This is a genomic window from uncultured Paraglaciecola sp. (assembly GCF_963977085.1).
Classification (GTDB): Bacteria; Pseudomonadota; Gammaproteobacteria; order Enterobacterales; family Alteromonadaceae; genus Paraglaciecola.
Genome location: NZ_CAXBNC010000001.1, coordinates 124,011 through 149,336 on the forward strand (window position 1 = coordinate 124,011; position 25,326 = coordinate 149,336).

The following is a 25,326-nucleotide window of genomic DNA, read 5'->3' on the forward strand; positions in this document are numbered from 1 at the left end:
CGCGCGCCGCCTATTCGAAGCGTTAAATGGCATGAGGACTTATGGATAAACAAGCGCGAATGGAAATACGCAGACAAACAGGGACAAGAGCATTACCTGAACCAAAAAGTAAATACTTTGGTCCTGAGTATTCTATGTCGTTCGCGTGTTTGACGTGTAGAACTTCCAACATGCGTCATTTTGATATGCCGCCAAACCAATATCCTAAAAATTCAGAATGCCCAGTTTGCAAAAGTGTTACCTTTAATTTAGGGCGACATTTTAAGGCTCCTAAAAAGTCTGACACAGCTCAATGGAAGAAAATTAAGTTTTTAGTAGATCACGGGTTCTTATTTCAAAAAATAAGATTGGATCCAAATGGCTATGAAAGTGTTCCATATCCTGAGACTCTATCTGAAGCAAAGGATTTTGTTATTAAGTATCGTGAGTGGGCTATCAATAGTGCCATTTAACAAACCAATTAATCCGACCTCAACTCGCTGCGCTCTTTTCGTCGGCTTATTGGGGCGTTAGGTGGCTATATTGAATTCTCAAACCTACTTGGTGTCTGGATGTGCTTTGGATGATCTCGATGCGTGTATGGATGAAATCACTAATGGTATGCAAATACGGTTTCAACTTCCTGTTACCGTCAATTGGAATGTTATTGAAAAAGTTTTAAAAATAGAGCTTAAATCGAAGTCAGAAGAAATGGCTTCAGAGGAGTTTGTATTTGATCAACTTTGGGATGAAATATTGGGTGCATTTGAAATGGCTGGCGACGAGATATCTTTTAAGCATGTACCAAGCACCTAACAAAACAATAAACAACATTCGTTTCACTCACTGGGAAAAAGCCTCGCTGCCGCTCTGCTTTTCCCGTTATTGTAGGCGTTAGGTTTCTATGCGTAGAATTTTAATTGGAGTCTTCGTATTAGTTGTTTTAATACTCGCATACTTTATTTTTACATATAAACCAAGTAATGAGCAGGTAGCCAAGGATTTCTTAAAGCTACATAAAAATCATTATGAGCAGATTTTTAAACTTACAGAGGAAAAAGGGTACGTTTCAATTCAATGGAGAGACGAAGAGAAAATAGTATCACCTTCAACAGTTAAATTAGCTTGGATGAGAGGTACACCAAAACATGTAAAAGTCGATAATCCTGATCTTGAAAACATAATTAAATATTCTCGTGATAAAGATCTTACACAAATATGGATTAGAAAATTTGAAGATAACTGGATAGTCATGAAAGCATTTAGATATCAAGAAGGAGGTGATTATATGGATGGAATATTTGTTTTTGGTAACCCAAACAATGATAAATTTTGTTCGCCCCAATTATCAGCGTCTAAATGCTATATCGAGGTATCCGATAATTGGTTTATGGTAAAATAATGGATTATTTAAAGTCGAAACCTAACAAGTGCATCATGGTGGGAATTTTACTCGCTGCAAAACGCTCATAAAATCCCCTGCTTGCGGCGTTATATTTTCTAGTGTTGGTCGTAATGCCCACCTATAGCGAAAATGTATACACAGTCATCATCAAACTTATAAATCAGCCTGTCTTTTTGGGAAATTCGCTTAGACCAGAATCCAGACAAGTTGTGCTTTAAAGGTTCAGGCTTTCCAAGACCACTAGAGGGATCTGAGCGCAACATTTCCTTCAAAATTTTGCACAGTGCCTTATGAAGCTTATTGTCTTTTTCTCTTAGTTGCTCGTAAGTCAGCCAAGTTTTTCCTTCAAAGACTAGTGATCTCATCTAATTGCTCTTTTGTAGGCTTATAACCTTTATTGCTTTCATGTGTGCCCAGTGACTCTGAAATTTGATTCATTAAGCTACTGTTTTGTAACACGTGCAATGTTTCCTGTTCCCTTTCCCAGTCATCAGCACTCATAACAATAAAAGCCTCACCCGCGCGCCTAGTAACTTTTATAGGTTCATGATCACTAACAGTCTGCTCCACATAGGTTTTTAAATTGTCCCTAAATTGATTTACGCTTATGCTATTCATATTATACTCAAACTTATGTACGGTAATGTCGTACATTGTAGTGTTAAAAATATAACAAAGCAATAAAATCGGATTCGCAACAGTTTGCTCGGTTCCATTTCACTCCATACTTTAGCAAACTGTTACTCACCGCTTATTGCGGCGTTATATTTTCAGGGAAGTTCGGTGAAAAATTCCATTATATTTACATTATTATTTTTCTTTTGGGTCTTTCTTCCAATTACGTTAATTAATGCAGCATATATATTTTTTACTAATTCTTGTGACCCTAAGTTTGGTTGCTTAGGTACGTTTCAACTATTAACTTTTATTGTTAGTTGTTGCGCGTTTATTGCTTCAATTGCAGCATTAATTACTCACTATTTGTTAATTTCAAAACCTAATGTGAAGCTATCTAAAACAAATAATATTATTGTTAAAGTCTTTGCACTTTTACTTGGTTTATCTACTTACTATGCAGTAGCTTTGATGGAAAATATTGAAATAGTAGGTACAGTATTTCTTTATTTTTTTGTGTCGTGTGTCATTAACACTGTGGTATTTAGTTTAAAGAAAATATAAAAATTAATATGCGGTTCTTTGGGTCCGCATCATTTAACTGTTATAAGGCATGAAAGTATCGTGAAAGGATTCGAAGGTTTACCGTTACACGATGCAACACTGAAAAGTGTTCACTACAACTGGGATGATAGTACGGTCAGCTTAACGTTTTCTGTTTATACGCTCGAATTAAAAAGCACTATCTCTTACCAGTTAATATTTGAAGGTTGCTCGGATTTACATATTCCACATTTAAGTGAATGGGGTGAATCAAGCTCAGTTAATACACATTTAATGGACAATGAGTTGTACAAAATAGAAATGCAAAGTAGTGATGTTATCGCTCTAAAATCAAAAGGCTTTAGCTTTGTACCAATTGCCTTATAACAAACAAATTAGGGCCGACGCGCAAACAGCGCGCGCCTCATATTTGAGCCGTTATACGGCGAGACAAACATGCAGCGCTATAAAGTAAAAATTAAGTTAGCTGACCACGGGGATTCCAAGTTTGAATTTTTAGGGACTTGGATCGGCTTTGCTGGTTTGATTTTAGTTATTGCTGCCGTAACTGTTTATGCCTACGCCAAAGGTGCTTTTGCTGATACTGTTCCAGTTATTGGAATAGCTTTTGGTATCTACTGGTTTGCAACTCAGATAAATTTTTTAATTTATCTTTTTTGTTTAGTTGCATTTACTTCAGCGTGTGTTTTTTTAGCTAAAGCAGTCTTTACAAACATTGAGTGCGGCGAAGCAACTAGAACAATTCAATACAGTTATTGTTTCGAGGATGTTGCTTATCCTTGGCTAGCGTTTAGCTATCTAACTAGCTTATTTATTGTAAGTTTGTATTTTAGCATTGGCTACTTTAAACGTGCCGTATAACAAGCCAAGTCATCGGAAAACCACTCACTGGCTGCGCCAAAGCGTTCGTGTTTTCCGCTGCTTGGGGTGTTAGGGTTACCTATAGTATGGAAATAAATCCTGGTATTGGCATAGGTAAAATTAAGTTTGGGATTCCTGAGTCAGAGATAATTGCACAGCTAGGTGAACCAGATAAAATCGAAGAGGAAGAGTATGTAATAGACTCAGGGTATTGGTATAGGATGTACTTCTATTCAGATCTTGGTCTTGAGTTTACATTCGATAAAGAAGATAACTATCGTTTGGGGACAATTAGTGTTTCAGACTATGGATACAAACTTTTAGGTAAAGATTTGTTTAATCAGCCTATTGCTTCTGTTAAAAAGTTCCTAAGTCTCGAATCAAGTGAAATACCAAAGCATGAAGACTTCACAAACGATGATACAAGAAGTAGAGAGTGTGTAGATTATGATACTTTAGGTATTATGCTTTGGTTCACATCAGGTAAGTTAACAGAAATAGAGTGTAGCTACCTTTTTGAACAAGATGGTGAAACGGAGATTTGGCCTTCGTAACCCTAACAAAAACATCATGGTGGGAATTTTACTCGCTGAAAAAGCGCTATTAAAATCCCCATATGCAAAGCGTTATATGCCTGTTGTAGCTTGTTGACAAAGTCCGGCATTGCCGTATGATTCTGTTATGATATTTATTGAAACAAGTATATTCACGGAAGTTTTACCAAATTACTTATCGGACGATGACTATCGAGGTTTACAATCTTACTTGCTACAAAAACCTGATGCAGGGGATATTGTTCGAGGATCTGGAGGAGTACGGAAAGTTAGATGGGCCCCTTCCGGAAAAGGAAAAAGTGGTGGTGTACGTGCAATATATTACTGGAAAAAGTCAGAACATGAGATTTGGATGCTTACTATGTATTGTAAATCTGAGCGTTCAACAATTGCATCTCATATTCTTAAACAAATAGCGGAGGCAATAGATCATGAGTAATCGAGATATAGGTCTAGAAATTTTAGAGGGCTTAAATGAAATTAAGAGTTTTAAACGCGGTAAGTTTTCATTAAAAACTACTGAGTTATCGGAACCATCGGAGCCACAGGTAATCCGTTCAAAACTAAATTTATCCCAATCAGCTTTTGCTGGTTTACTGGGAGTCAGTATGCGTACTCTTCAAGATTGGGAGCAAGGTCGAAGACATCCTCAAGGTCCTGCTATTGCATTATTACGTATTGCTGAACAACATCCAGAAGTGTTTGCAGACCTTCATTAAATCGGCATATAACAAAAACATAAACTGGAAAACTACTCGCTGAAAAGCGCTCGTATTTTCCAGTTATATTAAGCGTTAGCGGCTAGCGATATAATTTGATTTGGGTTGAATTAGTAAAGTGTTAATATATTAAAAGTTTAATTTCGAGGTAATCTAAAATGTCAGAAGCATTCAAAATGTTTTTGGAAAACATCGAGCAATTGAGCACAAAAGAAAAAGCATTGGCTGCTCATTGCTTATTATCATCGATGGATCCTGAAAATACACTAGATGTTGATAAAGATTGGCTATTGTTGGCTGAATCACGCAGTGCTGAATTAGAGTCTGGTGCGGTGCAGGCCATTTCTTGGGATGAAATTAAAAAAAATATCATCAGCTAGATGCTACCAATATTTTTCCACCCAGATACTAAGGTTGAAGTTAAAGAATCATTTAAATGGTATCAATTACAATCTAAAGGTTTGGGACATGAGTTTGTGCAAGAATTAGAAGAGGCTTTCAATTCTATCCAATCTCTACCTTCAACTTGGCCTAAATTTGGTCAAAGTCATCGACGATATGTTCTTGGTCGTTTTCCTTTTTCAATTATCTATAAAGTTCGGGGTAACTCTGAAGTTTATGTAGTTGCTGTGATGCATAATCATCGTAAACCAGGCTATTGGAATGAACGCAGCTAACAATCAAAGCCACACAGACGCGCAAAAAGCACGCGCCGTTGCTTTGAAGCGTTATAAATTTATCTAGCCCATCATTTACCTTTGTACTAACATGTAATACAAATAGTTACAGTTGGATGAGAATATGAGTATTACAAGTGTTCGCCTTAATGACGATGTGGATAAACCTCTAGAATTTCTCGCAAAAAAGCTTGATAGAAGCAAAAATTACCTTATAAATCAGGCTATAAAGGAGTTTTTGGCAAAACAATCACTTGAAGATACTAGATGGCAAGATACGCTTGAGGCCCTAGAATCTATAAAATCAGGGCAGTCTATAGACGAAGCAGACGTTAATGCTTGGCTTAATAGCTGGGGTACTGGCGCGAGAACCTCTTCTCCTAAACCATGAATGTCAAATATTCACCAAAATCGATTGAAGACCTTCAGCGAGTTGTTGAATTTTTAGAAAAAAAGAATCCATTTGCTGCTCGCAGAATCGCCATAGATCTTCAAGAGGGCGTTCAGAAACTTAAACAATTCTCTCAGATTGGCTTACCCGTTTTAAAAGCTTCTGATCCAGAAAAAATTCGTGATCTCTATGTAGGTCAATATACAGTTCGCTACCTCATTACCGATGAGGTCATTTATATTTTAAGAATTTGGCACGGAAATGAGAATGAAAAAAATGTATGACAAACCACTCAAATTGACGCCAAACAAAGGCGGCGAAATTTAGCGGGGCGTTATATTTCTTTCAAACTTACAGGGTTATATTTTGGTCTGGAGAAAAAACAAAAGAGTATCAGTAGCATTCTCTTTTTTAATTCAATCAGATGCTGCTACAAAAGGCATATTTGAAAAAATTCAAAGAAGACTAATTCCTTCCGAATACTCAATAAATCGCTTAAATGATGGAAGTGTAGTTGTTCGAATTACTAGACAAATGCAAAATTCTGAAATCGCTATAAAAAAAAATAGAGACGATCTAATAGAAGATCTTAATGGATTCGGTGCAAAGTTTCAAAATTGGAAATATCACTTAGTTGGTGTCGATGGAAAGGTTAAAAATAAAAGCATTACTTGGGCCTCCAAAATTCTCTATTGGCTTACTCCAACGTCTGATGCTAAAAACTTTCAACGGCATAATATGCCTTTTTTTTCTGTGGTTTTTATTTTATTGCTTGGGGTTATTTTATTATGGCTGGTATGAAATATAACAAATTGCCTAAGTTCGCCGCAAAAAGCGCGGCTGGGACAATAACATGTAGGCTTTGTCGCTTCGCTCCGATTTTAGCCTAGGTGTTATGTTTACTTCTAACTTAAAGTGTTAATGGAAATTTATGCCAATTAAAAAATGGATTGTTCAATACGTTATTGCTCTACCAATTATCTTTGCTCTACTAGCGAGTGTTCAATACCTGAAAGGCAGAAGCCTAGAATATTCTATTGAATTCGGTATATTGTGGGCACTGGTATCGGTAACCATTTTTGCGATTAGACGTTTCTACAATTATCGCAAAAATATTAACTGTGCTGTTTGCAATGACTTACCAAATAACAATCAAGATTCTGGTGGCAGGAAAACATAACAAGTGCACTATGGTGGGAACTTTACTCGCTGCGCAACGCTCATAACCTCCCTGCTTGGGGAGTTAGGCATTTGGAGAGTACATGGAACGTTTAAATAATCATGTAAGTACACTTTTGATTTCTTCTGCTTTAGCAGTCGGAATTGTCAGTGGCGGTGCTTACTTTATCTTGGGATCATTTGAAGAAATTTTTCGAGAGTTTAATACCCAGTTACCGTTTATACTTTCTTGGGTTTTCCCTTCTTACCGTTTTTGGTGGCTTGCCGCTTTGATTTTGCTAGTTATGTTTATTTTTTCACTCAAACCTAAACTAAATAAATCACCAGCATTCAATAAGTTATTCTACCGCTCATCAATTATTGGCTTTTGTACTTCGATCCTATTTATTATATTTTCTGGAGCTTCAATTTATTGGCCTGTAATGCAAAATGCCTAACAAAACAATAAACAACATTCCCTTAGCTTTTCCCATTATTGTAGGCGTTAGCCGTCACAACTATGAACTTTAAGATTAGACCAAAGTTGCACTTGGTAACTTATTACAGACTATTACCGCTTATTGCACTCGCTTTATCGCTCGGGCTTTTTAATTACTTTGGAGTCAGTGAGTCATTTTTTTACGCCACTTTTTTCTACTTAGTGATTGCATCAATTACTGTAGCGATAATGTGTTTATTTGATCCCATTTTTTCTGAAATTTCTGTTGAAGGTGATATTCAAAGAGTAATAGCTCACATTGAAAATGACGGCTAACAAACCAATTAATCCGACCTCAACTCGCTGCTGTCTTTGTGTCGGTTTATTGGGGCGTTATGTGCCGTATTGATACCGGAGTTGTGCGATTAGAATAGAGCCATCTTGTTGTTTATAAACGATTCGATGTTCATCATTTATACGACGAGACCAATATCCCGACAAACCATGTTTTAAAGGCTCAGGTTTTCCAATCCCTTCATTAGGCGTTCTTTGAATATCTTTGATTAGCAAGTTTATTCGCATTAGTATTTTTTTATCTGTTGTTTGCCAATAAAGGTATTCTTCCCAAGCCTTGGTTGAGAACGTTAGTTTCATTCACTAAGATCTCGCTCAGTTCCGTTGCCAGCTTCAAGCTCGGCAATTGATTCTAAAAGGTTTCTAGCATTTGCTGGGGATCTAAGTAAATATGTAGTTTCCTGCATTGCGTTATAGTCTTCTAATGACATCATAACAACGGGAGCTTCACTTTTACGGGTAATAATAATGGGTGCATGGTCATTACAAACATTCGCCATTGTATTTGCTAAATTTGCTCTAGCTGCGGTATAGCTTATTGCATCCATGGTAACTCCAAAGTGTTCATGTACGTTTACTTGTACAGGGTAGCGTAGTGGCACATAACAAGCAATTATACAGTGACAAAAAACAGTGGGCTTTTGTTCACTTAGTTCACTATTTCAACCAACAATTTTTTGCCCCTTAATGTGGGTGTTATATTTCAAGGATGGATAGGCATTGGATTCACTAAAGTTAAAAGATTATCTCCATTCAAGACCTCCGCCAAAAGGGATTGATGTCCTATGTAAACTACAGCACTTTGCCATAATTACTTACGCTGTAGATCCTTCAAGATTTGATGGACTTTTCCCTGAACGTTTTAAATTGGACACCGTTGAAATCAACGGGGTAAAAAAAGCTCTAATTTCAGTAGTCCCATTTATAGATGTCGATTTTACTTCCGCTGTTTATCCATTTCCTAAATTTACTATGGGTCAAACCAATTATCGTATATATATAATCGATAAAAAAACCAACGAACGCTGTGTCTGGTTTCTAGGAACTACATTGGATTCATGGACGCTTGCAGTACCAAGACTTTTATGGAACTTACCTTGGTATTCAGGCGAGGTTAAATTCGACTGTGACTACGATGAATCACAAAAGATATATCGTAAATATAAAATGACTACAGATGCTACTTGGGCTCCAGCTAGTGTTGAGCTCTCTCAAACAAAAGATGAGTCAATTGAGCTCGCAGGGTTTCCTGATACTGAAACTGGACTCGTGTATTTAACTCATCCATTAGCTGGCTTTTACCATCGTAGAGACGGTGAATTAGGTACTTATCGGGTTTGGCATAAGCAATTAGAAGTATCTTCTGCAAAACTAAAATCGGCTAGCTTTGGTTTATTATCTAGATTAGGGTTAGTAACGCTAAAAGAACAACAAGTTGCGCATAGTGTACTTATTGAACCAATTAATGAGTTTACTATTTATTTGCCTCCCAAAGTGGTGAAATAGAAATATACAGCTGTTCATGCGGGACTGTTAAAGTTTGGCTCAGTTCCGCTTCGCTACACAATTTAGCCAAGCATTGTCAGCCCCTTATTGGGGCGGTATACATTCAAAAGGAGGTTGTAACCATGAGTTTTGATAAACGTCACGCAAAAGCTAGATGGCCTTTCAGAATTCTTGCTTTTTTGTTTACTGCCTTGGGCATCATTACAGGAGTTTTATCTATTCCCTTGTTAACGGAATCGCAGTTAACTCTCAATAATATTTTAGCTGCACTGGGGGTTCTACTGTTCATTGTTGCTTTCGGTTATGTGGCTTGTACTGGAACTGCGCCACAGTGGTTTTTACGTACTAGGAAGTAGTTGTGCCATGTACAACAAGCCGTTTAACGAAAACGCCAGAGTGTTAACTGAGCCTTTGTAAGCCCTAAATTGAACTATGCAGATTTATTGTCAAATAATTGGAATATTACTTATCTTCAGCGGCATTTTTTTGTTGGCTAATCGGCTATTATTTATTGCCAAGGCGCAAACAGTGACTGCTAAAGTGGTCGCAAAGGTATTCCGCAATGCCACGACCGAAACTCGGACTAGTAGAGTAAAGGTTTTGAAACTTCAATTTTATAATCCTGACTCTGGTTCGAGGGGATAGGTATGCGACACCAGTATTCTCACTCCATTTTATAAAATAAACGATAGCCTTGAAGTTGCTGTAACAGGAAACAGAGTACTGATAAAAAGTTGCTTGTACTTAATATTGGCGCCAATATCGTTAGGGTTAATGGGTGTTGCATGTTTATATGTGTCTAATCAATTTTAGCGTTAGCCATATCAAAACACTGTGGGCACTTCCTTCGCTCTGGTGGTCGCATACACCGGGCCACCTAGTGTTATGGTTATTTTATAATCTCATGTCACCTGCATGTAAGCGAAATTAATTAGACACAAAATAGCTGGCTTTATTCACATCGCACCTTAGTTTAGCCTGCTATTTTTATGCCGTTAAGTGCGGTGTTTTGTACCACTAAAATTCATAGGGCAAGGAAAATGTCAGTTCGAAGTCTAAATGCTCAGGTACATGCCTATAAAAAGATATTCGCCAGTGGGGAAATCCAGAAGACTTACCAGAGCCTTGTGGGAGTTGTTCAAAACCTGCGAACGGAATTTCATAAACTATACAAAGGCGAATTTTCGGTAGCAAATGTACAGCACGGATACATCGATTTCACGTATTTCTATTTGCAAACCGACTACCTTAAAAAGCATAAACTCAAGTTGGCAGTGGTACTTAATCATCAACAAGCGCACTTTGAAATTTGGTTGCTTGGACAAACAAAAGATGTGCAAGTTGATTACTGGGAAAAGTTAAAAGGTGAAAAGTGGGTCAAGGAAGATGTTATGCCAGAGTATTCAATTTTTGAGATTGTTATGCTTGCCAATCCAGATTTTGACAATCCCACAAAACTATCAGAATCTATTCACTGTGCATTTGAGGTATTGAAAAAGGCAATTTTTGCCACCCTAAAAGCATATGAGTAATGATACATAACCCAAAATGAGTGGTCGACTCGCTAATAGTCTCCCGTTGCCTTTTCGGAACCTTAAGCTCTCTAGTGGTAGCCAAGTTGAGTAACTAAAATTGATATCATTTGGCTGATAGTATACAAAATTCATTTTTAATTAGACGAGAGCAATCATCTAATAAGCCGTGCTTTTAAAACTCTGGTTGGATTCCGTTGCCGGCTTTCGCATCAAATTGAGATTGAGGTAGATATGAAATTTTTAGTTTTTTTAGGCAGTGTACGTGATAGCACTCCGCCTAAGCCAGCTCGCTTGGGGGTTAGAGTAGTAGAGGCGATTCTTGCTTGCCTTAAAATGCGCTATCAAGACCATGAAATAGAGGTGGTTGACGCTTTGGATTATTCCCTAGAGCCTATCTTTAAACCTCACTTTGCCTATCCAAAAAACAAGGCACCGTCTGAACTCAATGAGTTAGCGCAAAAGATAGAAAGTGCCGATGGATATATTATGGTGAGTCCAGAATATAACCATTCAATGAGCCCCGCCCTTGCAAACCTTTTGAATCACTTTGGTAGTTCTTTGTTTTCCTACAAGCCTAGTGCAATTGTGACCTATTCAGCAGGACAATGGGGCGGTATGCGCGCAGCCGTTGGGATGCGTACCTATTTATCAGAACTCGGCTGTTTGCCAGTTTCAGCAATGATACATGTGCCAAGGGCACAAGACATATTTACAGCAAATGGCACACTGCAAACTGGCGAGGATCAAGACTCCTGGTTCAACTACTTTGCTCGAACAATCAACCAACTGGCTTGGTGGGCACAAGCCACAAAAGCGCATCGTGCACAGGCTGATCCTCATCAGTTAATCAGTGATTTCAAGGCAACTCCATCAGAGCGAAACGCCCCCTGATGTGATAGCGTAAATAAGATACCCTTAAAAATAGTAATGGCTTAGAAAATTTCATTGCTGTTTTTCAATGTAAAAATAAGCTTAGCAATTTGCACATTAGATTTTAAATTGAAGAGGTTTAAGAACCCTTTATTATGTTGAATTCTGTTATTGGAGTATGATTTTATATGGGTATGAATATTATCTTTGCGGTAATCCTAATAGTGCTTTTGCTGGTCTTTTTTTACAATAAAAGGAAAAAAAGAATTCAGTTCATCACATCATATACATTTCCTGCTTCTATCAAACAAAAAGTAAACACGACTTACCCTCATTTAAATAACGATCAGCTTGAGTTAGTTTTAGATACCTTAAAGTCATTTTTTGTTATTTCCTTTAACGCAAAATTAAAACCTGTTGCTATGCCATCCCAAGTCGTTGATCTAGCTTGGCATCAGTTTATTTTATTTACAAAAAACTATGAGTTTTTTTGTAAAAAAGGATTCGGTAGATTTTTACATCATACACCTACAGAGGCGATGAAAACTCGAACAACCGCCCAAGAAGGGATTAAAAGAGCATGGCGGCTAGCATGCCACCTTGACAGTATTAATCCTAAATCCCCAGCTCACTTACCCATGCTATTCGCAATTGATGCAAAGTTAAAAATCGAAGATGGCTTTTTTTATTCGAAAAACTGTAAGGATAAGAGCTCTGCGAATTATGGCAATGATTATTGTGCTGCCCATATAGGATGCTCTTCTGGGTGTGGCGGTTCGTCGGGAGATTCATCAAGTAACTGTGGGAGCAGTTGTGGGAGTGGTTGCGGTGGTGGCGATTAACCAGCATTATTAATCACTGGGTAAAATACCGCTTTTTGGTTGTGATTCTGCTTTTGATTTGCAAGTAACGAATAATGGAGCCTATATGAAAAAATATCACTATAAAATTGTAGATACCAGAGACGTAGAATCTGCGGGGCTCTTTAAAGGCAGAAAACGTGAAGATGTTGAAGCCTATCTGAATTCACTTGGGGCACAAGGATGGGACCTAGTTAATGTGGATTTTCGTGAACTTGAGGGTGGATTGGAGTTTGCCGGTGTAATGAAACAAGAAGTGACTTAAGCTAAACAATTGCAACTGCCATTTTAATCTCGAGTCAGCACTTCTAACAATTCAATTTCGAATATGAGGTTAGAGTTTGCAGGGATCATAGTGCCAATTTGGCGCTCGCCATAAGCCAAATGTGCCGGTACACGTATACGGCGTTTACCGCCCACTTGCATATCTTTTAAGCCTAATATCCAGCCTTGGATAACACGTTTATTGCTAAGCACTGTTTGAAAAGGCGCATCCTTTTTATAAGACGAATCAAACTCTGTCCCATCTTCAAGCCAACCTATATAGTGCGCGGTAATCAATGCGCCACGTTCGGCTGTTTTGCCTGTGCCTTGCACTAGATCTTCAATGTGTAATTCTTGTTGCATATTAACTTTTCAAATTCCTATTTGATTCAAAGTATACTTACGGACTAGAGCAGGTAAACTAGCCGGCCAGAACAATAGAACCCTAACATAAGGTTAAAAACATGGCGACGATCACCTCAAATATGTTGGCATTAGGCCACAAAGCAGCAAATTTTAGTTTGCCTGACACCCAAGGTAATATTGTTAGCTTGGCCGACTTCGAGGGCAGTAAAGGGCTAGTGGTAGCCTTTATTTGTAACCATTGCCCTTACGTTATTCATATTGCACCACAGCTGGCTAAACTTGCCCAAGAATACCAAATGAAAGGCATTGCTTTTGTAGCTATTAATAGTAACGACACAGAACAATACCCCGAAGATAATATGGCACATATGATTGAGGAAAAACTCAAACGTCGATATCCCTTCCCTTATTTACTTGATGAAAGCCAAGAAGTCGCAAAGTCTTATGCTGCGGCTTGCACACCCGACCTGTATTTGTTTGATGGGCAACAAAAACTGGTTTATCGCGGTCAATTCGACGACTCTCGCCCTACTCGAATATCGTCTGGAAATTATGATTCATCCAAACATCAAGCCACTGGTAGTGACTTGATCTTGGCTATGGATACACTCCTTGACGAAGGTCAAATTGACGCAAACCAGACGCCCTCAATGGGCTGTAATATTAAATGGCGGGATGATAACCAACCCTATTAGGTTTAAAATTTATAGTTGTACTGCGCTGAAAATATTAACGCATCACCATTACTTTTAAACGCCCATTGACTACCTAGGTTGTCCGTTTCACTAAAGGTGCGTTCAGCGCCTTTAATGACACTTGCTCCCATGTCGACTGATGATATTTTATCAAGCATATAACTAGCGCCAACACTTAGCCATTTACGGTTAGAATCGGGGATCGAAATGGATAAATGATTATCGTCCGTCGGCGTTGTATCGTAAGCAATACCAGCACGCAATTTTATGTTCTTATCGAGTTGATAACTGCCACCAATGGCATAACGAAAACTATTAGAGAAGTTTTCTTCTTTAGAGAACACCGGTGTATCACTTGATGGCACAAATGCTTCTAATGATTCAAAGCTGCTCCACTGAGTCCACACAACGCTGTAATTAAAAGCCCATTTTTTATCAATAAGATGCACTCCAGAAAACTCTGCAGTTGCGGGTAGTTCAAGCTCAAGCGAACCAGGTAAAACAGTCCCCCCTAAACCACCTAATGCGGCAGGCAATTGATTACTATAATCACCTTCAAAGTTTACTGTGGTTTTACTTCGATAATGCAAACCTATGCGAGAGCCTTTATCAATTTCATATGCCAGACCAGCATTCCAACCGTAACCGCTGTCGTCACCTTCTAAACTTGCCGCTACTGTTTGCGCTGGCAGGCCTACAGGATTATCACCAAAGTGACGAACTAGTTTTGCATCTGCATAAATGTAATTAAGACCTAAACCTGCCGACCAATGAGCATTAATTTTATAAGACACACTGGCATTAAAGTTTACTGTGGTGATCTCAGAAGTACCAGCGAGCTGACCTGCTGCATAATCCTCAGGAAATTCTGTAGCTAATCCAAAATTTGAGAAAACTCCAAATCCCACAGCTACCTTTTTATTTATTGGGGCAACATAATAGATTGCAGGCACAAAAGCGTCAGGTGCAATACTGTCTTGGTCTAACGCAGCAGCATTTGAATAAACTGGAGCACTGTCTCCTGACACACTTACGTCGGGTGAAATGAATGTACCTGAAATTGATATTTGAGCATTTTTAAAGGACGACATGAGCGCGGGGTTACGGGCCACTACAGCGGCACTATCTGCAATGGCAGCTTCTCCAGCGAAGGCCCGACCTAGACCAGTTGCACTATGCTCAGCAAGCTGAAAAGCGGCGGCAAAAGCATTCAAGGGCAATACGCCAACAAAAAGAGTCAAAATGGACGGGGTTAATTTCATAATTACTATCTCACTCGTATACATAGGGTAACGTTTCTCTACCCTGCAAAAAATTTTGACGCGCATAGTATAGGATTATAAAAATTATAGAAGCACAACTCAGTTAAATATGGGGAATAAGGGATTTTATTTACAATTTTTACTTAAACACGCCTCACCACCAACAATTTATTAAGATTTATTAATGGTGAAACGAGTGATTAAGAAGCACTCTAAATTAGTGTTGTTTGGCTTGTTTACACATCACTTCTATTTACTCTTAACCAATAAGTGAGGTATATAAACCCAACTCCTAACAATGTCGCTACTACACTGATTTTCGATGCTAAGATTGAAAACAAGATGAACTTAGGTGACGTTACATCTGACACGTCATTAGAAAACATACCTTGCCCAAATGTAAAATATTCACGTAATGTATTTAAGAAAAAACGCCCATCTAATTGCAAATACTCTACGACAAAAGACTCAATCAACAGTATCGCTGCTACAGGTAAAATTGCCCATAAGAAAGGCGCTTTATTGGCAAACATCGAAGCCAACATTAACCAAGCAAAGACGGGAAACATCCACATCGCATAAGGCAGTAAATTTAACCAAATAGCCATTAGGTTGCCAAGAATATCTGCACTTCCCCATAATCCCCACAGTGACACGTCGTACCCCAAAGACAGAACAATACAAACAATGAACGCTAAGAGTAGGAAAATAGCCACTACAAAAGTCGCCGCTAACATAAATATTGCAGGTACAACTAACGCACCTGTTATCAGTTTAACCCCAATAGTTAAGGCATCTGATACAGGCAAGGAACGCCAGAAATAAACAGATAAATCGCGTCTTTCATCAAATAAACAGGTAGTAAAGTAATAAAGCTGCATGATCAAAGAGACCATAATAAACGGGCCAAACATGCCCATGATAGTGGCGAGGAAAAAACGCGTAAAGCCCTCAATATTTGCCAAGTTATCGACATTGGTAATGTTATCGAACAACCTCGCCGATTGATAATCCTCCAACAACATCAACCTAAGTAAAGGTGCCACTATAATAAAAATAGCAATAATGAGAGGTACCCAAAATAAGGTTTTTTTAAACTCCCAGATTTCTTTTCTAAAACTTGTGATGATTTGTGAACTGTTCATGAGTTGCTCTCCTGTGTCATCACTCCCACAAAAATATCTGCCAGTGTAGGAGCACTTACCTTGCCTAACGTTGCCAATATTACAGGATCGACATTATCAAATAACATGCTGGTGATACCCATCATGCTATTAGTAAACAGTGGATCGTGGGTTTTAGCTTGTTCAAGATGTTCGTTGTCAACGGCTAGCAATTTAAACCTGCTACGAATAGCATCAACACTCTCGGCTAATACAATCTTGCCATCACGAATAAATGCTGCATCGGTGAGGATATGTTCTATTTCTTCAATTTGATGTGTGGTCACTATGATGCATTTATTTTCATCGTAAAAGTCTTCCAACAAATGTGAGTAGAATTGCCGGCGGGTCAGAATGTCCAATCCAAGTGTCGGTTCATCTAAAATCAGTATCTTTGCATCAACGGCTAAAATCAAAGCGAGATGTAATTGAGTGACCATTCCTTTAGACAAGGTTTTTACTTTAGCCTTTGCAGCAATATTGGTTTTAGCCAAAAACTCTTCGGCCTTTTGTCGATTAAAATTAGGGTGAACTCCCTGCATATAAATCAGAACTTGATCGACCCTTATCCACTTAGGCAGAACAGCCACATCGGCAATATAGGCCACATCAGCGAGCATTTTTTCTCTGTTTTTGCTGGGGTCATACCCTAAAACATCAATCTCACCAGTATACCGGGTTAGCCCTAATAAGGCCTGTAAACAAGTCGTTTTGCCGGCACCATTCGGCCCTACTAAACCTAGAATTTGTCCTGCACCTAAGCTTAAATTAACATCATTTAATACCTGTTTATTTTTATAAGATTTATGCAATCCAGAAATCGAGATCATCGCTGACATTATTGACTCTCCTTAGAAATACGTGGCAACTCTTCAACTGAAAGTTTAAGCCGTGAAATTTGCTGCAATATCTGTGGCCACTCAGTGCTTAAAAAAACGGCGCGCTCCTTCTCTAAGATATTGTGTGCGGCACCGGCTTTAACAAACAAACCTTTACCTCGTTGTTTTTCAACATATTTTTCATCTTGTAACATTTGGTAGGCCTTAGAGATCGTAACCGGGTTGAGTTGATATTCCGCGGCCACTTTTCTCACTGAAGGCAGTGCTTCACCTTCTTTAATGTTGCCATCTAGAATGCGCTTTATGACTTGCTGATAGAGCTGAATATAAATGGGCGCATCCCCATTCCAATGAATTGTCATTTATTACCCCTAAGACCAACTTGTTAGTGGTGTTATACATCACCAACACACCTAGAGCAATTATTCTCTGAGGGAAATTTGTAAGTAAGCATTACTTTTATTGGAGACTAGCCCAAGGGCAGTGGATTTAAAGGCTAGGCTTTATGCTGAACTGGTTTTAAAAAACTTAGGGACTTAAATTTTTTGTGATTGAAAAAATCGCAGTGGCAAATAGTTAAGGCTATGTCTTGATAAAATACTCCCACTATTAGCGATTTAATGGCAATCCTTAAAGTAACATCTAGTAAAAAAATACTACGCCTCCCCTTAACCAACTGTATTTTTTTATAAATATCTATGACTTTTACTAGTGAGTTAAAAACTGTCTACTATGATTTTAAACAAACAAACTGTTAAAAAATTGTTAACCGACTCGCAAAATATCAATTGTAAATTACACTTATTAAGAATTCTAAGAGGCAGCATAATATGAAAATTAGCCATATATTTTTAATGATACTTTTATTTTGTATTGTAAGTGCATGTAAACCTGAACCAACTAATGACCAAATAACCCCCCCTCCAGTGATTGCCGAACTAGCAACAACTCAAATGAATAAAGGCGACGCCATTAACCAATGCCAATTTGTACTTGGATTTGATGCATGGGAACCCTACCAATATGTTGATGTGGGTGATCGTGTCGCAGGTCTAGACATTGAATTGGTAGAAGCGGTGGTTAAAAACATGGGGTGTAAACTTACCTACAAACAAGGCACCTGGGTTGATTTATTGATGGCTTTAAAGGAGGGCGAAGTAGACATTCTGCTGGGCGCTTCGAAAACCGAGGCCAGAGAGCAATTTGCGTTTTTCAGTGATGCCTATCGAATGGAGGAGTTTTCTTTATATATTCGTAAAGATGATCAGAAGCGAGCTGAATATGAAACACTATCTGACTTCATAAACAATGCCAGTCACATTGGCATTGTTGGTGACTATGTTTACGGAGTAGATGTTTCTACCTTGTTAGATGGCCCTGATACCTCCAAGTATTTCGTTAACGCAATTATGGGAGAGCTCAATGTAGCTAGGTTATTGGATGGTGACATAGACGGTTTTCTTGAAGATAGTTTTGTAGGGGCGACGCTGCTTAGGCGCAAAGCATTACATGATTATATTGTTGCTCATGGTCTCACCATACATACAGGTGAAGCCTATGTGATGTTCAGTCAAAAAAGTGTTTCTTTAGAGCAACTTAGTGAGTTTAATGCACAATTAGAAAAGGTGAAAAAGAGTCAGGTCTATCAAGATATTGTAGATAAATACTCTTATTAAACGCTGTTTTTCGGGGAGTTTATATTACTCAACTATATAAATATCCCCGTTATAATATCAATGAACCAGAAAAGGTTGTTAGCAAGAAGGGTAAGGATTGTATTTTCTTTGGATTATAAAATAGCGAAAACGGCAATCCATAGAATATTTATTAGTCTCCTCGTTCTTGCTTTCAATTTAGCGAGCCCTTTGATTTTGATATCACAGATAAAATTGCATTTAACTCTGCATCTAGAAATGCAAAATTACAAATTCAACCTTTTCGGTATCGTAATCTAATCCTGCTATGCTTTAGTCCAAACACTATAGAGTTAAATTATGTCTAAACTTTTTTTCAAAGGTCGTATTGAAGTAAGAGAAAAATATCAACACTTTGGTTATAACACCAACAGGCAAATGAAATTAGGCAGCGCTAATTTTCCACTGACGCTAATCGTTAATTCAGAACCTCGCAAAGTAGAAATTGAGCAAAAATTACTAGCACATTCACTTTGTGCAGATATTGAAATTAACGCAAACGAGCAAGAAGATATCACTGAGTTACAGGCTATTTTAAACAAGCCAGTTACACAAATCGCTACCTACACTCAAAATCGCAATGATCCATGTAATTGTGGCAGTGGAAAAAAATTCAAAAAGTGCTGTAGTGTTTAAGTTCGCTATATAATGACCGTTACCATCGAGGTGGAAATATTTGTCAGACTACGTACTCCTGAATTAGTTGATTGTTTAACATTTAGTAAGGTCAGTAATGAGTATCTTGAGTAAAGAGATAATATTCAGATTTAAAGCTACGGCGTTTTTTGTCACCTTAATATTGTTTATATTCCATGATTATTTTCCCAAGCGCGCCATAGAATTACATCCCAATTTAACTAGATATATTGATGAGTCTCTCGATTCTTCGGTTGGTGGAAAGTCTGAATTAATTTGGTTAGATAAAGAAAACTTACACTGGGTCTGCGTTTTAAGGGAGGGTGCGCCATACCCATATTGCGGCATTTCCATCGCGTGGTCTAAGGAACCGTTTCTGCAACTAGATTTCTCAAGTTACGATGCCCTTGAAGTAGACTTAGAGTACACAGGTCAAGCTCGATATATTCGCGTATTTCTACGTAATTATTACCCCCTACCAAATATGTCAGACACAATTGGAAAAGCAAAATTTAATAATATTTTTAAATTGACCGAAGATTTTAAACAACCAACCAACATTCCTTTTGATCAACTTCGGGTAGCTGACTGGTGGATAGATGACAATCAAATTTCACCTGAAGATATCAAACCTGATGTAAGTAAAGTCATTTCAGTAGGTTTAGATATTCCGTACCCCAACAAATTGGGTCGCCATGAATTCAAATTAAATAGGTTGAGAGTGGTTGGAGAGTACATTTCTAAGGAAACGCTCTATCTAGGCATCATCATATTTTGGACGGTTTTACTCTTGATTGAGATGTTAATTAGCCATTTGAAATTACGAAACAAGGTGCAATTAGATGGACAAAAACTGCAAAAACTAAAGGAAAAAAGTGCGCTTTATCAAGAAAAAGCAGAATACGATAAATTAACAGGTGTTTTAAATCGAGAAGGGTTAAACAGGATAGTGAGTGAGTTTTACTCAACACAACTACTAGAACAATACACCCTACTGGTACTTGACTTGGACTATTTTAAGCAGGTTAACGACCAATACGGTCATATAATTGGTGATCAAGTATTACAGGAAGTCGCCACTACACTGAAAAGCTGCATTCGTTCTTACGATATTGTTTCTCGATGGGGTGGCGAGGAATTCGTCATTTTATTCTACTGCATGGACACAGACAGTATTTTTCCTTTTGCCGAAAAAGTTCGTAAAAAAATCGAGTCAACGTCTTTTGTTGACGGCAAACTTGATAAAATGACCATTAGTGTAGGAGCAACAAACTTAGCTGCGGAAGAGCTTTTTGAGCAGGCTTTTATTCGAGCAGATAAAGCGCTATATGCGGCAAAAGCAAAAGGTAGAAATAACACAGTAGTCATTCTATAGAAAGTTTCGTAGTGGATTTGCTCTGTGTTCATTCTGCAGCTTGGCAACTATAATGGTTAATTTACAGGCGATTTTTTTTGCGCCAACAGATAAAGAAATAATAGCCTAAAATAGTATCCAGATTATTGAATTGCACGGTAAAAAGGTAGCGCTATTTCGCGACTAGCTTTTCTAGTCTTAATAATCGGCTTTATTAAACTAAAGCGACTATGCTATTGAAAGAAGAGGAGCATAATATCCGCAGTCTAGTAGTTGCACTTATTGCTGTTGTTACCTTTCCAGGGTTCGCCATGCAAGAGCTCAAAATTGCCGCGTCTATATCAAACAGTTCCCAGCGCGCCGCCTATTATAATTTAGCGCGAGCCTTCGAAAGCAAATATCCAAACACTCAAATCAAGATCACTTCCTATACCAGTGAGGTATACAAAACTAAATTTCCACAGATGTTAGTGTCAAATCAATACGACATTTTATATTGGCACGCTGGTGAACGTTTATTTGAGTATATTGTACAAGGCAAGATTGCTTCGATAGGCGATATAGTGACTTCAGAAGAAATGGTTGAACTGTATGACAAAGCTGTTATTGATGCAGTTTCATTTGCAGAACAAAGTTATGCATTACCGATGTCTTATTATCAAATTGGTTTCTATTACCCTAAGCCTTTGTTCTCGAAACTGGAGCTATCTGAACCACAGAACTGGGAGACCTTTGTTGCCGTTTGTGAAGTACTAAAACAAAATAATGTGCCACCTATTTACATTGGCAGTAAAAGTAATTGGCCGGCCACTGCATGGTTCGATTATTTGAACCTGCGTCTAAACGGAATAACGTTTCACAAGGCGCTAATGAAGGGACAAGTCTCTTATTTAGACCAAAGGATCTACAACGTCCTTAAAAAAATCCAAGAACTTAGTGTTGCTGGCTACTTTATTGAGGACCACCAGTATTTGGAATGGAAACAGGGACTGCCATTATTATTTAGAGGGCTTATCGGTATGTCCATGATAGGCAACTATGCGGTTCAAGTGTTTCCTGAAAAAATTAAAGACAATATTGGTTTTTTCAAATTTCCAGTATTCAATGATGCAACCACCTATTACGAAGAAGTGCCTCTTGATGTATTGGTTTTACCTGCAAAAACTGAACAAAATAATTTGGCAAAGTTATTCATTAAATTTGCAGCACAAAGTGATAGCCAAGAAAAATTCAATAATAGTCTAGGGATATTGTCACCGCACAAAGGTGCCCAACAAAACAACTCTAGTCTTGTACAAGAAGCCTATGAGACTATTGCCGGGGCAAAGGGTATAACTCAGTTTTTTGACCGTGATAGCAAGAAAGCATACGGTGATCAAATTATGCCACTTATCGATGAATTTATGATTAATCTAAATATCGAAGATACCCAAAAGGCGCTAGAAAAAGAAAGACTCACGTTATTTACCTCTGAATTAATTAACCAAAACTAAAGCAACATTTAAGGCATTCAAATGGACAAATTTATGCAAGCTGCAATTGAAGAAGCGCAGCAAAGTTTAGCCGAAGGTGGTATTCCTATCGGATCAGTCATTGTGCATAACAATAAAATAATTGGGCGAGGTCATAATCGCAGAGTACAAAACAGCAGCCCAATTTTACATGGTGAAATGGACGCCTTTGAAAATGCTGGGCGTCAATCTGCACAGACTTACAGAGAGTCAATCATTTACACAACATTATCACCCTGTGCAATGTGTACAGGAGCAATAATCTTATACGGCATAAACAATGTAGTGATTGGTGAAAATCACACTTTTATGGGGGAAGAAGGATTGCTTAAATCCAAAGGTATTACTGTCAAAGTTCTACAAAACCAACAATGTATAGACTTAATGCAAAACTTTATTAGTTCAAAACCCCAGCTTTGGAATGAAGACATAGGCGAATAAAGGTTACTAAAACGAACTTAAAGGAAATCAAAATTAACTCTAAGTTAAAAATATTTTACATGGAGTTAATTTTATACTACTCTCCTTATTACTAATGAAAGGGGAATTTTATGGATATGTCTTTTAGAGAAAAAAGTATTTGGATTTCATTAATCAGTACTTTGCTTATTTTTGGTGACTATTTTTTAAATATAGTGTCTTTAAGCAGCATGCCTGCAGAGGTGTCAAAAGCCGCCGCACTAGGTTTGTCTCTGCGAGCGCTGCTACTCATCATTGTTGTTGAAATATTGTTGCAAGGATTACTAGCCATAAGCAATCGTAAAGAAGCGGCACAAGGGTCTGATGAAAGGGATAAATTGTTCGAATACAAAGCCAATAATTTTGGTTATGCGGTGTTAGTTATAGGTGTGTTTATTACATTAGGAAGGATCGTTTTTCTAGAATTCAATACAGAGGTTATTCAACAATCTACGCTTATTAATATCCCACTTTTGACTGCGCATATTTTACTATTCAGTTTTATATTTTCTGAAGTAGTTAGATTTTCAGCTCAGCTTTATTATTACAGAAGTAGTCACTAACTTGGCTACTCTTCCTATCAAAAACAAAATCCGTGAGTTACGTTTTTTTGCTGATGAAATGACTCAACAAGAGCTTGCTGAATTAGTCGGAGTTACACGACAAACAATAATGGCAATTGAAAAAAGTAAGTATTCACCAACACTTGAAGTAGCCTTCAAAATTGCTGAGGTATTTGGCCAATCTATCGATGAAGTGTTTCAATACCAATCGGCTTAATCGTTAGATTGAGGACTTAGTTTAGTAAATTTATTGGCGCCATAAAAATGTCAATATTTTGATGAAAAAATGCCGTATTTGATACGGCATTTTAGTTTGTTATTACTTAAATGTGAGTGCTTACTTAGTTTCCAGTCCAGTCAACCTTGTACAAATCACGCCTTCTGTCGAGATAATTTCTAACAGAGCCTTCATTTCTAAGTTGGGTTAAGCGATCCAAATCCAAGTCAACAATTAGCGTCATTTCGGTGTTTGGTGTGGTTTCTGACACTATTGCATCATGTGGAAAAGCAAAATCTGAAGGAGAGAAAACAGCTGATTGCCCATATTGAATATCGACATTATCTACCTTGGGAAGGTTACCCACACTGCCGGCAATAGCCACATAACATTCGTTTTCTATTGCTCTTGCCTGAGCACATATGCGCACTCTAAGGTAGCCATTTTTAGTGTCTGTCCAAAAGGGAATAAATAGAATCTGAATTTCTTGATCGGCTAAAATTCTACCCAACTCAGGAAACTCAACATCGTAACAAATCAGTATGCCAATTTTACCAAAGTCTGTATCAAAGGCTTGAAGTTTGTCGCCCCCTTGCATGATCCAATCCTTCTTCTCGTGAGGTGTTGGATGTAATTTATATTGACTATCAACTTGTCCATCTCGATGGCATAAGTAACTGACGTTGTATAACTCATCCTCTTTTACAACTGGCATTGAACCCACAATAACATTGATATTATATGACACCGCTAACCGTGACATTTCAGTTAGGATTTCTTCACTGTAGGTGGCTAAGTTCCATATTGCATCAATTGATGTTTCAGCAGGTTTTATACCCATAAGCGGGGCATTAAAAAACTCCGGGAAAAGCGCCACATCACATTTGTAATCAGATAACGCGTCAATAAAATATTCAGCTTGTTGCAGTAACTCAGCAACATCATGGAAATAACGCATTTGCCATTGAATACAACCGATACGTGCAGTATTTCTATGGCCACCAAACAGCTTAGGAGATTCGGCATTGTAATAAATATTGTGCCACTGTAGTAAAGTCGCATAACCTTTTGAAGCTTCATCTTCTGGTAGATAGGCCTTGAGTATTTGTTTCACTTCAAAGCCGTTTGAAATCTGAAAGGTTAAGATAGGATCGTATAAATCTTTAGACTTCACTGCCTCGATATATTCATAGGGCGTCATTGTATCGGCATGTTTTGCATAATTGGGGATCCGCCCACCCGCCATAATCGATTTTAAGTTGAGGTTTTTGCACAATTCTTTTCTTGCTTCATACAAACGACGCCCCAATCTAAGGCCCCGATATTCTGGCGAGACAAACACATCTACGCCATATAACACATCACCTTTTGGATCATGAGTACCTAGATAAGCATCCCCAGTAATTTCATCATAAGTGTGTTTGTCACCAAACTTTTCATAGTCTACTATAACCGAAATTGCAGCAGCGATGACCTTGCCTTTGTCTTCAATACAAATCTGCCCTTCTGGAAAAGTATTAAGCTGAGCTTGGTAATTTTTAAGTGGCCATGCTCCCCCTACTTGAACATAGACTATGTCCATCAATTCTTTAACATCTGCATAATCTTCGAGGGTCAGGTATCTCAGCTCTAGAATATGTTCAGGGTCGTCAGTGCTTGGTGGTGGATTGGTTTCTCTGTCTTGCATATCAAAATCTCTAGTTATTAGTTGTAAAAGCATTTTCTTGAGTGGAAATAAGACTACAAGGAATGGATATTTGCTTTAGCATTAATTGCAGAATATAAGATACACCAAAAAATCTAAATAAATGACTAT

40 protein-coding genes are annotated in these 25,326 nt (G+C 38.0%); 30 read left to right on the plus strand and 10 right to left on the minus strand.

Annotated elements, in window-relative coordinates:
- The first annotated feature begins 41 nt into the window (after positions 1-41).
- From AAC000_RS00495 to AAC000_RS00505, 3 genes are all read left to right on the plus strand, one after another.
- A complete protein-coding gene (locus AAC000_RS00495; RefSeq protein ID WP_339719089.1) occupies positions 42-452 on the plus strand; it encodes a hypothetical protein in 411 nt (136 codons plus the stop codon).
- A gap of 70 nt (positions 453-522) precedes the next feature.
- Positions 523-795 (plus strand): hypothetical protein, encoded by a 273-nt coding sequence (locus AAC000_RS00500; protein WP_339719091.1) that lies wholly within the window; start codon positions 523-525, stop codon positions 793-795.
- Positions 796-883: 88 nt separating this feature from the next.
- A complete protein-coding gene (locus AAC000_RS00505; protein ID WP_339719093.1) occupies positions 884-1,381 on the plus strand; it encodes a hypothetical protein in 498 nt (165 codons plus the stop codon).
- Positions 1,382-1,479: 98 nt separating this feature from the next.
- Here the strand turns inward: AAC000_RS00505 and AAC000_RS00510 are convergent, their stop codons facing one another.
- Complete coding sequence (locus AAC000_RS00510; protein ID WP_339719095.1) at positions 1,480-1,749, minus strand: Txe/YoeB family addiction module toxin; 270 nt, start codon at positions 1,747-1,749, stop codon at positions 1,480-1,482.
- Positions 1,730-2,002 carry a type II toxin-antitoxin system Phd/YefM family antitoxin gene (locus AAC000_RS00515; protein WP_339719096.1) on the minus strand — a complete coding sequence of 91 codons (273 nt, stop codon included), beginning with the start codon at positions 2,000-2,002 and terminating at the stop codon, positions 1,730-1,732. The genes AAC000_RS00510 and AAC000_RS00515 overlap by 20 nt, the downstream gene beginning before the upstream one ends.
- 165 nt (positions 2,003-2,167) lie before the next feature.
- Between AAC000_RS00515 and AAC000_RS00520 the strand changes: the two genes are divergently transcribed.
- The 13 genes from AAC000_RS00520 (at position 2,168) to AAC000_RS00580 (ending at position 7,698) form a co-directional block, all read left to right on the plus strand.
- Positions 2,168-2,563 (plus strand): hypothetical protein, encoded by a 396-nt coding sequence (locus AAC000_RS00520; protein WP_339719097.1) that lies wholly within the window; start codon positions 2,168-2,170, stop codon positions 2,561-2,563.
- A gap of 60 nt (positions 2,564-2,623) precedes the next feature.
- Positions 2,624-2,929, plus strand: a complete 306-nt coding sequence (locus tag AAC000_RS00525) for a hypothetical protein (protein WP_339719099.1) — start codon at positions 2,624-2,626, stop codon at positions 2,927-2,929.
- Between the two features lie 69 nt (positions 2,930-2,998).
- Positions 2,999-3,424 (plus strand): hypothetical protein, encoded by a 426-nt coding sequence (locus tag AAC000_RS00530; RefSeq protein WP_215925905.1) that lies wholly within the window; start codon positions 2,999-3,001, stop codon positions 3,422-3,424.
- An 86-nt stretch (positions 3,425-3,510) separates the two neighbouring features.
- Positions 3,511-3,978: a hypothetical protein gene (locus AAC000_RS00535; RefSeq protein ID WP_339719103.1), complete on the plus strand. Its 468-nt coding sequence runs from the start codon at positions 3,511-3,513 to the stop codon at positions 3,976-3,978.
- A 431-nt stretch (positions 3,979-4,409) separates the two neighbouring features.
- The gene (locus AAC000_RS00540; protein ID WP_215933528.1) at positions 4,410-4,697 is read left to right on the plus strand and encodes a type II toxin-antitoxin system MqsA family antitoxin; all 288 of its coding nucleotides are present in this window, start codon (positions 4,410-4,412) and stop codon (positions 4,695-4,697) included.
- 158 nt (positions 4,698-4,855) lie between these two features.
- A complete protein-coding gene (locus AAC000_RS00545) occupies positions 4,856-5,077 on the plus strand; it encodes an addiction module protein (protein WP_339719108.1) in 222 nt (73 codons plus the stop codon).
- Complete coding sequence (locus AAC000_RS00550; RefSeq protein WP_339719110.1) at positions 5,078-5,374, plus strand: type II toxin-antitoxin system RelE/ParE family toxin; 297 nt, start codon at positions 5,078-5,080, stop codon at positions 5,372-5,374.
- Between the two features lie 124 nt (positions 5,375-5,498).
- Positions 5,499-5,765 (plus strand): ribbon-helix-helix protein, CopG family, encoded by a 267-nt coding sequence (locus AAC000_RS00555; RefSeq protein WP_339719112.1) that lies wholly within the window; start codon positions 5,499-5,501, stop codon positions 5,763-5,765.
- On the plus strand, positions 5,762-6,049 hold the full coding sequence (locus AAC000_RS00560) for a type II toxin-antitoxin system RelE/ParE family toxin (RefSeq protein WP_339719113.1): 288 nt from the start codon (positions 5,762-5,764) through the stop codon (positions 6,047-6,049). Before AAC000_RS00555 ends, AAC000_RS00560 begins: the two co-directional genes overlap by 4 nt.
- Before the next feature lie 82 nt (positions 6,050-6,131).
- Entirely contained in the window at positions 6,132-6,566 is a 435-nt protein-coding gene (locus tag AAC000_RS00565) for a hypothetical protein (protein WP_339719114.1), read from the plus strand.
- A 130-nt stretch (positions 6,567-6,696) separates the two neighbouring features.
- Positions 6,697-6,945 (plus strand): hypothetical protein, encoded by a 249-nt coding sequence (locus AAC000_RS00570; protein ID WP_339719115.1) that lies wholly within the window; start codon positions 6,697-6,699, stop codon positions 6,943-6,945.
- A gap of 82 nt (positions 6,946-7,027) precedes the next feature.
- Positions 7,028-7,381, plus strand: coding sequence for a hypothetical protein (locus tag AAC000_RS00575; RefSeq protein ID WP_339719117.1), 354 nt, complete (start codon positions 7,028-7,030; stop codon positions 7,379-7,381).
- Positions 7,382-7,443: 62 nt separating this feature from the next.
- Entirely contained in the window at positions 7,444-7,698 is a 255-nt protein-coding gene (locus AAC000_RS00580; RefSeq protein WP_339719119.1) for a hypothetical protein, read from the plus strand.
- A 57-nt stretch (positions 7,699-7,755) separates the two neighbouring features.
- On the opposite strand, the gene AAC000_RS00585 is transcribed toward AAC000_RS00580, so the two are convergent.
- Positions 7,756-8,016, minus strand: coding sequence for a Txe/YoeB family addiction module toxin (locus AAC000_RS00585; protein ID WP_339719121.1), 261 nt, complete (start codon positions 8,014-8,016; stop codon positions 7,756-7,758).
- On the minus strand, positions 8,013-8,264 hold the full coding sequence (locus AAC000_RS00590) for a type II toxin-antitoxin system prevent-host-death family antitoxin (RefSeq protein WP_339719123.1): 252 nt from the start codon (positions 8,262-8,264) through the stop codon (positions 8,013-8,015). Before AAC000_RS00590 ends, AAC000_RS00585 begins: the two co-directional genes overlap by 4 nt.
- 172 nt (positions 8,265-8,436) lie before the next feature.
- On the opposite strand from AAC000_RS00590, the gene AAC000_RS00595 reads away from it, so the two are divergent.
- The 6 genes from AAC000_RS00595 to AAC000_RS00620 all read left to right on the plus strand — a co-directional run bounded on the left by AAC000_RS00595 (position 8,437) and on the right by AAC000_RS00620 (position 12,752).
- Positions 8,437-9,222, plus strand: a complete 786-nt coding sequence (locus AAC000_RS00595) for a DUF2071 domain-containing protein (RefSeq protein ID WP_339719125.1) — start codon at positions 8,437-8,439, stop codon at positions 9,220-9,222.
- 122 nt (positions 9,223-9,344) lie between these two features.
- Positions 9,345-9,578, plus strand: a complete 234-nt coding sequence (locus tag AAC000_RS00600) for a hypothetical protein (protein WP_339719127.1) — start codon at positions 9,345-9,347, stop codon at positions 9,576-9,578.
- A gap of 684 nt (positions 9,579-10,262) precedes the next feature.
- On the plus strand, positions 10,263-10,754 hold the full coding sequence (locus AAC000_RS00605) for a hypothetical protein (RefSeq protein WP_339719129.1): 492 nt from the start codon (positions 10,263-10,265) through the stop codon (positions 10,752-10,754).
- A gap of 234 nt (positions 10,755-10,988) precedes the next feature.
- Complete coding sequence (locus AAC000_RS00610; protein WP_339719132.1) at positions 10,989-11,648, plus strand: NAD(P)H-dependent oxidoreductase; 660 nt, start codon at positions 10,989-10,991, stop codon at positions 11,646-11,648.
- 167 nt (positions 11,649-11,815) lie between these two features.
- A complete protein-coding gene (locus AAC000_RS00615) occupies positions 11,816-12,469 on the plus strand; it encodes a hypothetical protein (protein WP_339719134.1) in 654 nt (217 codons plus the stop codon).
- 85 nt (positions 12,470-12,554) lie between these two features.
- A complete protein-coding gene (locus AAC000_RS00620) occupies positions 12,555-12,752 on the plus strand; it encodes a DUF4177 domain-containing protein (protein WP_339719136.1) in 198 nt (65 codons plus the stop codon).
- A 23-nt stretch (positions 12,753-12,775) separates the two neighbouring features.
- Here the strand turns inward: AAC000_RS00620 and AAC000_RS00625 are convergent, their stop codons facing one another.
- Entirely contained in the window at positions 12,776-13,114 is a 339-nt protein-coding gene (locus tag AAC000_RS00625; RefSeq protein ID WP_339719138.1) for an FKBP-type peptidyl-prolyl cis-trans isomerase, read from the minus strand.
- A 101-nt stretch (positions 13,115-13,215) separates the two neighbouring features.
- On the opposite strand from AAC000_RS00625, the gene AAC000_RS00630 reads away from it, so the two are divergent.
- Positions 13,216-13,812 (plus strand): thioredoxin family protein, encoded by a 597-nt coding sequence (locus AAC000_RS00630; protein WP_339719141.1) that lies wholly within the window; start codon positions 13,216-13,218, stop codon positions 13,810-13,812.
- 2 nt (positions 13,813-13,814) lie between these two features.
- Here AAC000_RS00630 and AAC000_RS00635 read toward each other — a convergent pair whose 3' ends face one another.
- The 4 genes from AAC000_RS00635 to AAC000_RS00650 form a co-directional block, all read right to left on the minus strand.
- Complete coding sequence (locus tag AAC000_RS00635) at positions 13,815-15,074, minus strand: outer membrane protein transport protein (protein ID WP_339719143.1); 1,260 nt, start codon at positions 15,072-15,074, stop codon at positions 13,815-13,817.
- Positions 15,075-15,310: 236 nt separating this feature from the next.
- Complete coding sequence (locus AAC000_RS00640) at positions 15,311-16,219, minus strand: hypothetical protein (protein ID WP_339719145.1); 909 nt, start codon at positions 16,217-16,219, stop codon at positions 15,311-15,313.
- Complete coding sequence (locus AAC000_RS00645) at positions 16,216-17,076, minus strand: ABC transporter ATP-binding protein (RefSeq protein WP_339719147.1); 861 nt, start codon at positions 17,074-17,076, stop codon at positions 16,216-16,218. Before AAC000_RS00645 ends, AAC000_RS00640 begins: the two co-directional genes overlap by 4 nt.
- Positions 17,076-17,438: a GntR family transcriptional regulator gene (locus tag AAC000_RS00650; RefSeq protein WP_339719149.1), complete on the minus strand. Its 363-nt coding sequence runs from the start codon at positions 17,436-17,438 to the stop codon at positions 17,076-17,078. Before AAC000_RS00650 ends, AAC000_RS00645 begins: the two co-directional genes overlap by 1 nt.
- 468 nt (positions 17,439-17,906) lie before the next feature.
- Here AAC000_RS00650 and AAC000_RS00655 point away from each other — a divergent pair, with 468 nt between their 5' ends.
- The 7 genes from AAC000_RS00655 (at position 17,907) to AAC000_RS00685 (ending at position 23,510) form a co-directional block, all read left to right on the plus strand.
- A complete protein-coding gene (locus AAC000_RS00655) occupies positions 17,907-18,752 on the plus strand; it encodes a transporter substrate-binding domain-containing protein (protein WP_339719150.1) in 846 nt (281 codons plus the stop codon).
- Positions 18,753-19,070: 318 nt separating this feature from the next.
- Complete coding sequence (locus AAC000_RS00660) at positions 19,071-19,406, plus strand: PBPRA1643 family SWIM/SEC-C metal-binding motif protein (RefSeq protein ID WP_339719151.1); 336 nt, start codon at positions 19,071-19,073, stop codon at positions 19,404-19,406.
- Between the two features lie 97 nt (positions 19,407-19,503).
- Complete coding sequence (locus AAC000_RS00665) at positions 19,504-20,781, plus strand: GGDEF domain-containing protein (RefSeq protein WP_339719152.1); 1,278 nt, start codon at positions 19,504-19,506, stop codon at positions 20,779-20,781.
- Positions 20,782-21,071: 290 nt separating this feature from the next.
- Positions 21,072-22,253, plus strand: a complete 1,182-nt coding sequence (locus AAC000_RS00670; protein WP_339719153.1) for an extracellular solute-binding protein — start codon at positions 21,072-21,074, stop codon at positions 22,251-22,253.
- 21 nt (positions 22,254-22,274) lie between these two features.
- Positions 22,275-22,712, plus strand: a complete 438-nt coding sequence (locus tag AAC000_RS00675; protein ID WP_339719156.1) for a nucleoside deaminase — start codon at positions 22,275-22,277, stop codon at positions 22,710-22,712.
- A gap of 110 nt (positions 22,713-22,822) precedes the next feature.
- Positions 22,823-23,293 (plus strand): hypothetical protein, encoded by a 471-nt coding sequence (locus AAC000_RS00680; protein ID WP_339719158.1) that lies wholly within the window; start codon positions 22,823-22,825, stop codon positions 23,291-23,293.
- Position 23,294: 1 nt separating this feature from the next.
- Positions 23,295-23,510, plus strand: coding sequence for a helix-turn-helix transcriptional regulator (locus AAC000_RS00685; RefSeq protein ID WP_339719160.1), 216 nt, complete (start codon positions 23,295-23,297; stop codon positions 23,508-23,510).
- 124 nt (positions 23,511-23,634) lie between these two features.
- Here the strand turns inward: AAC000_RS00685 and AAC000_RS00690 are convergent, their stop codons facing one another.
- Positions 23,635-25,197 carry a GNAT family N-acetyltransferase gene (locus AAC000_RS00690; protein WP_339719162.1) on the minus strand — a complete coding sequence of 521 codons (1,563 nt, stop codon included), beginning with the start codon at positions 25,195-25,197 and terminating at the stop codon, positions 23,635-23,637.
- Positions 25,198-25,326: the final 129 nt, after the last annotated feature.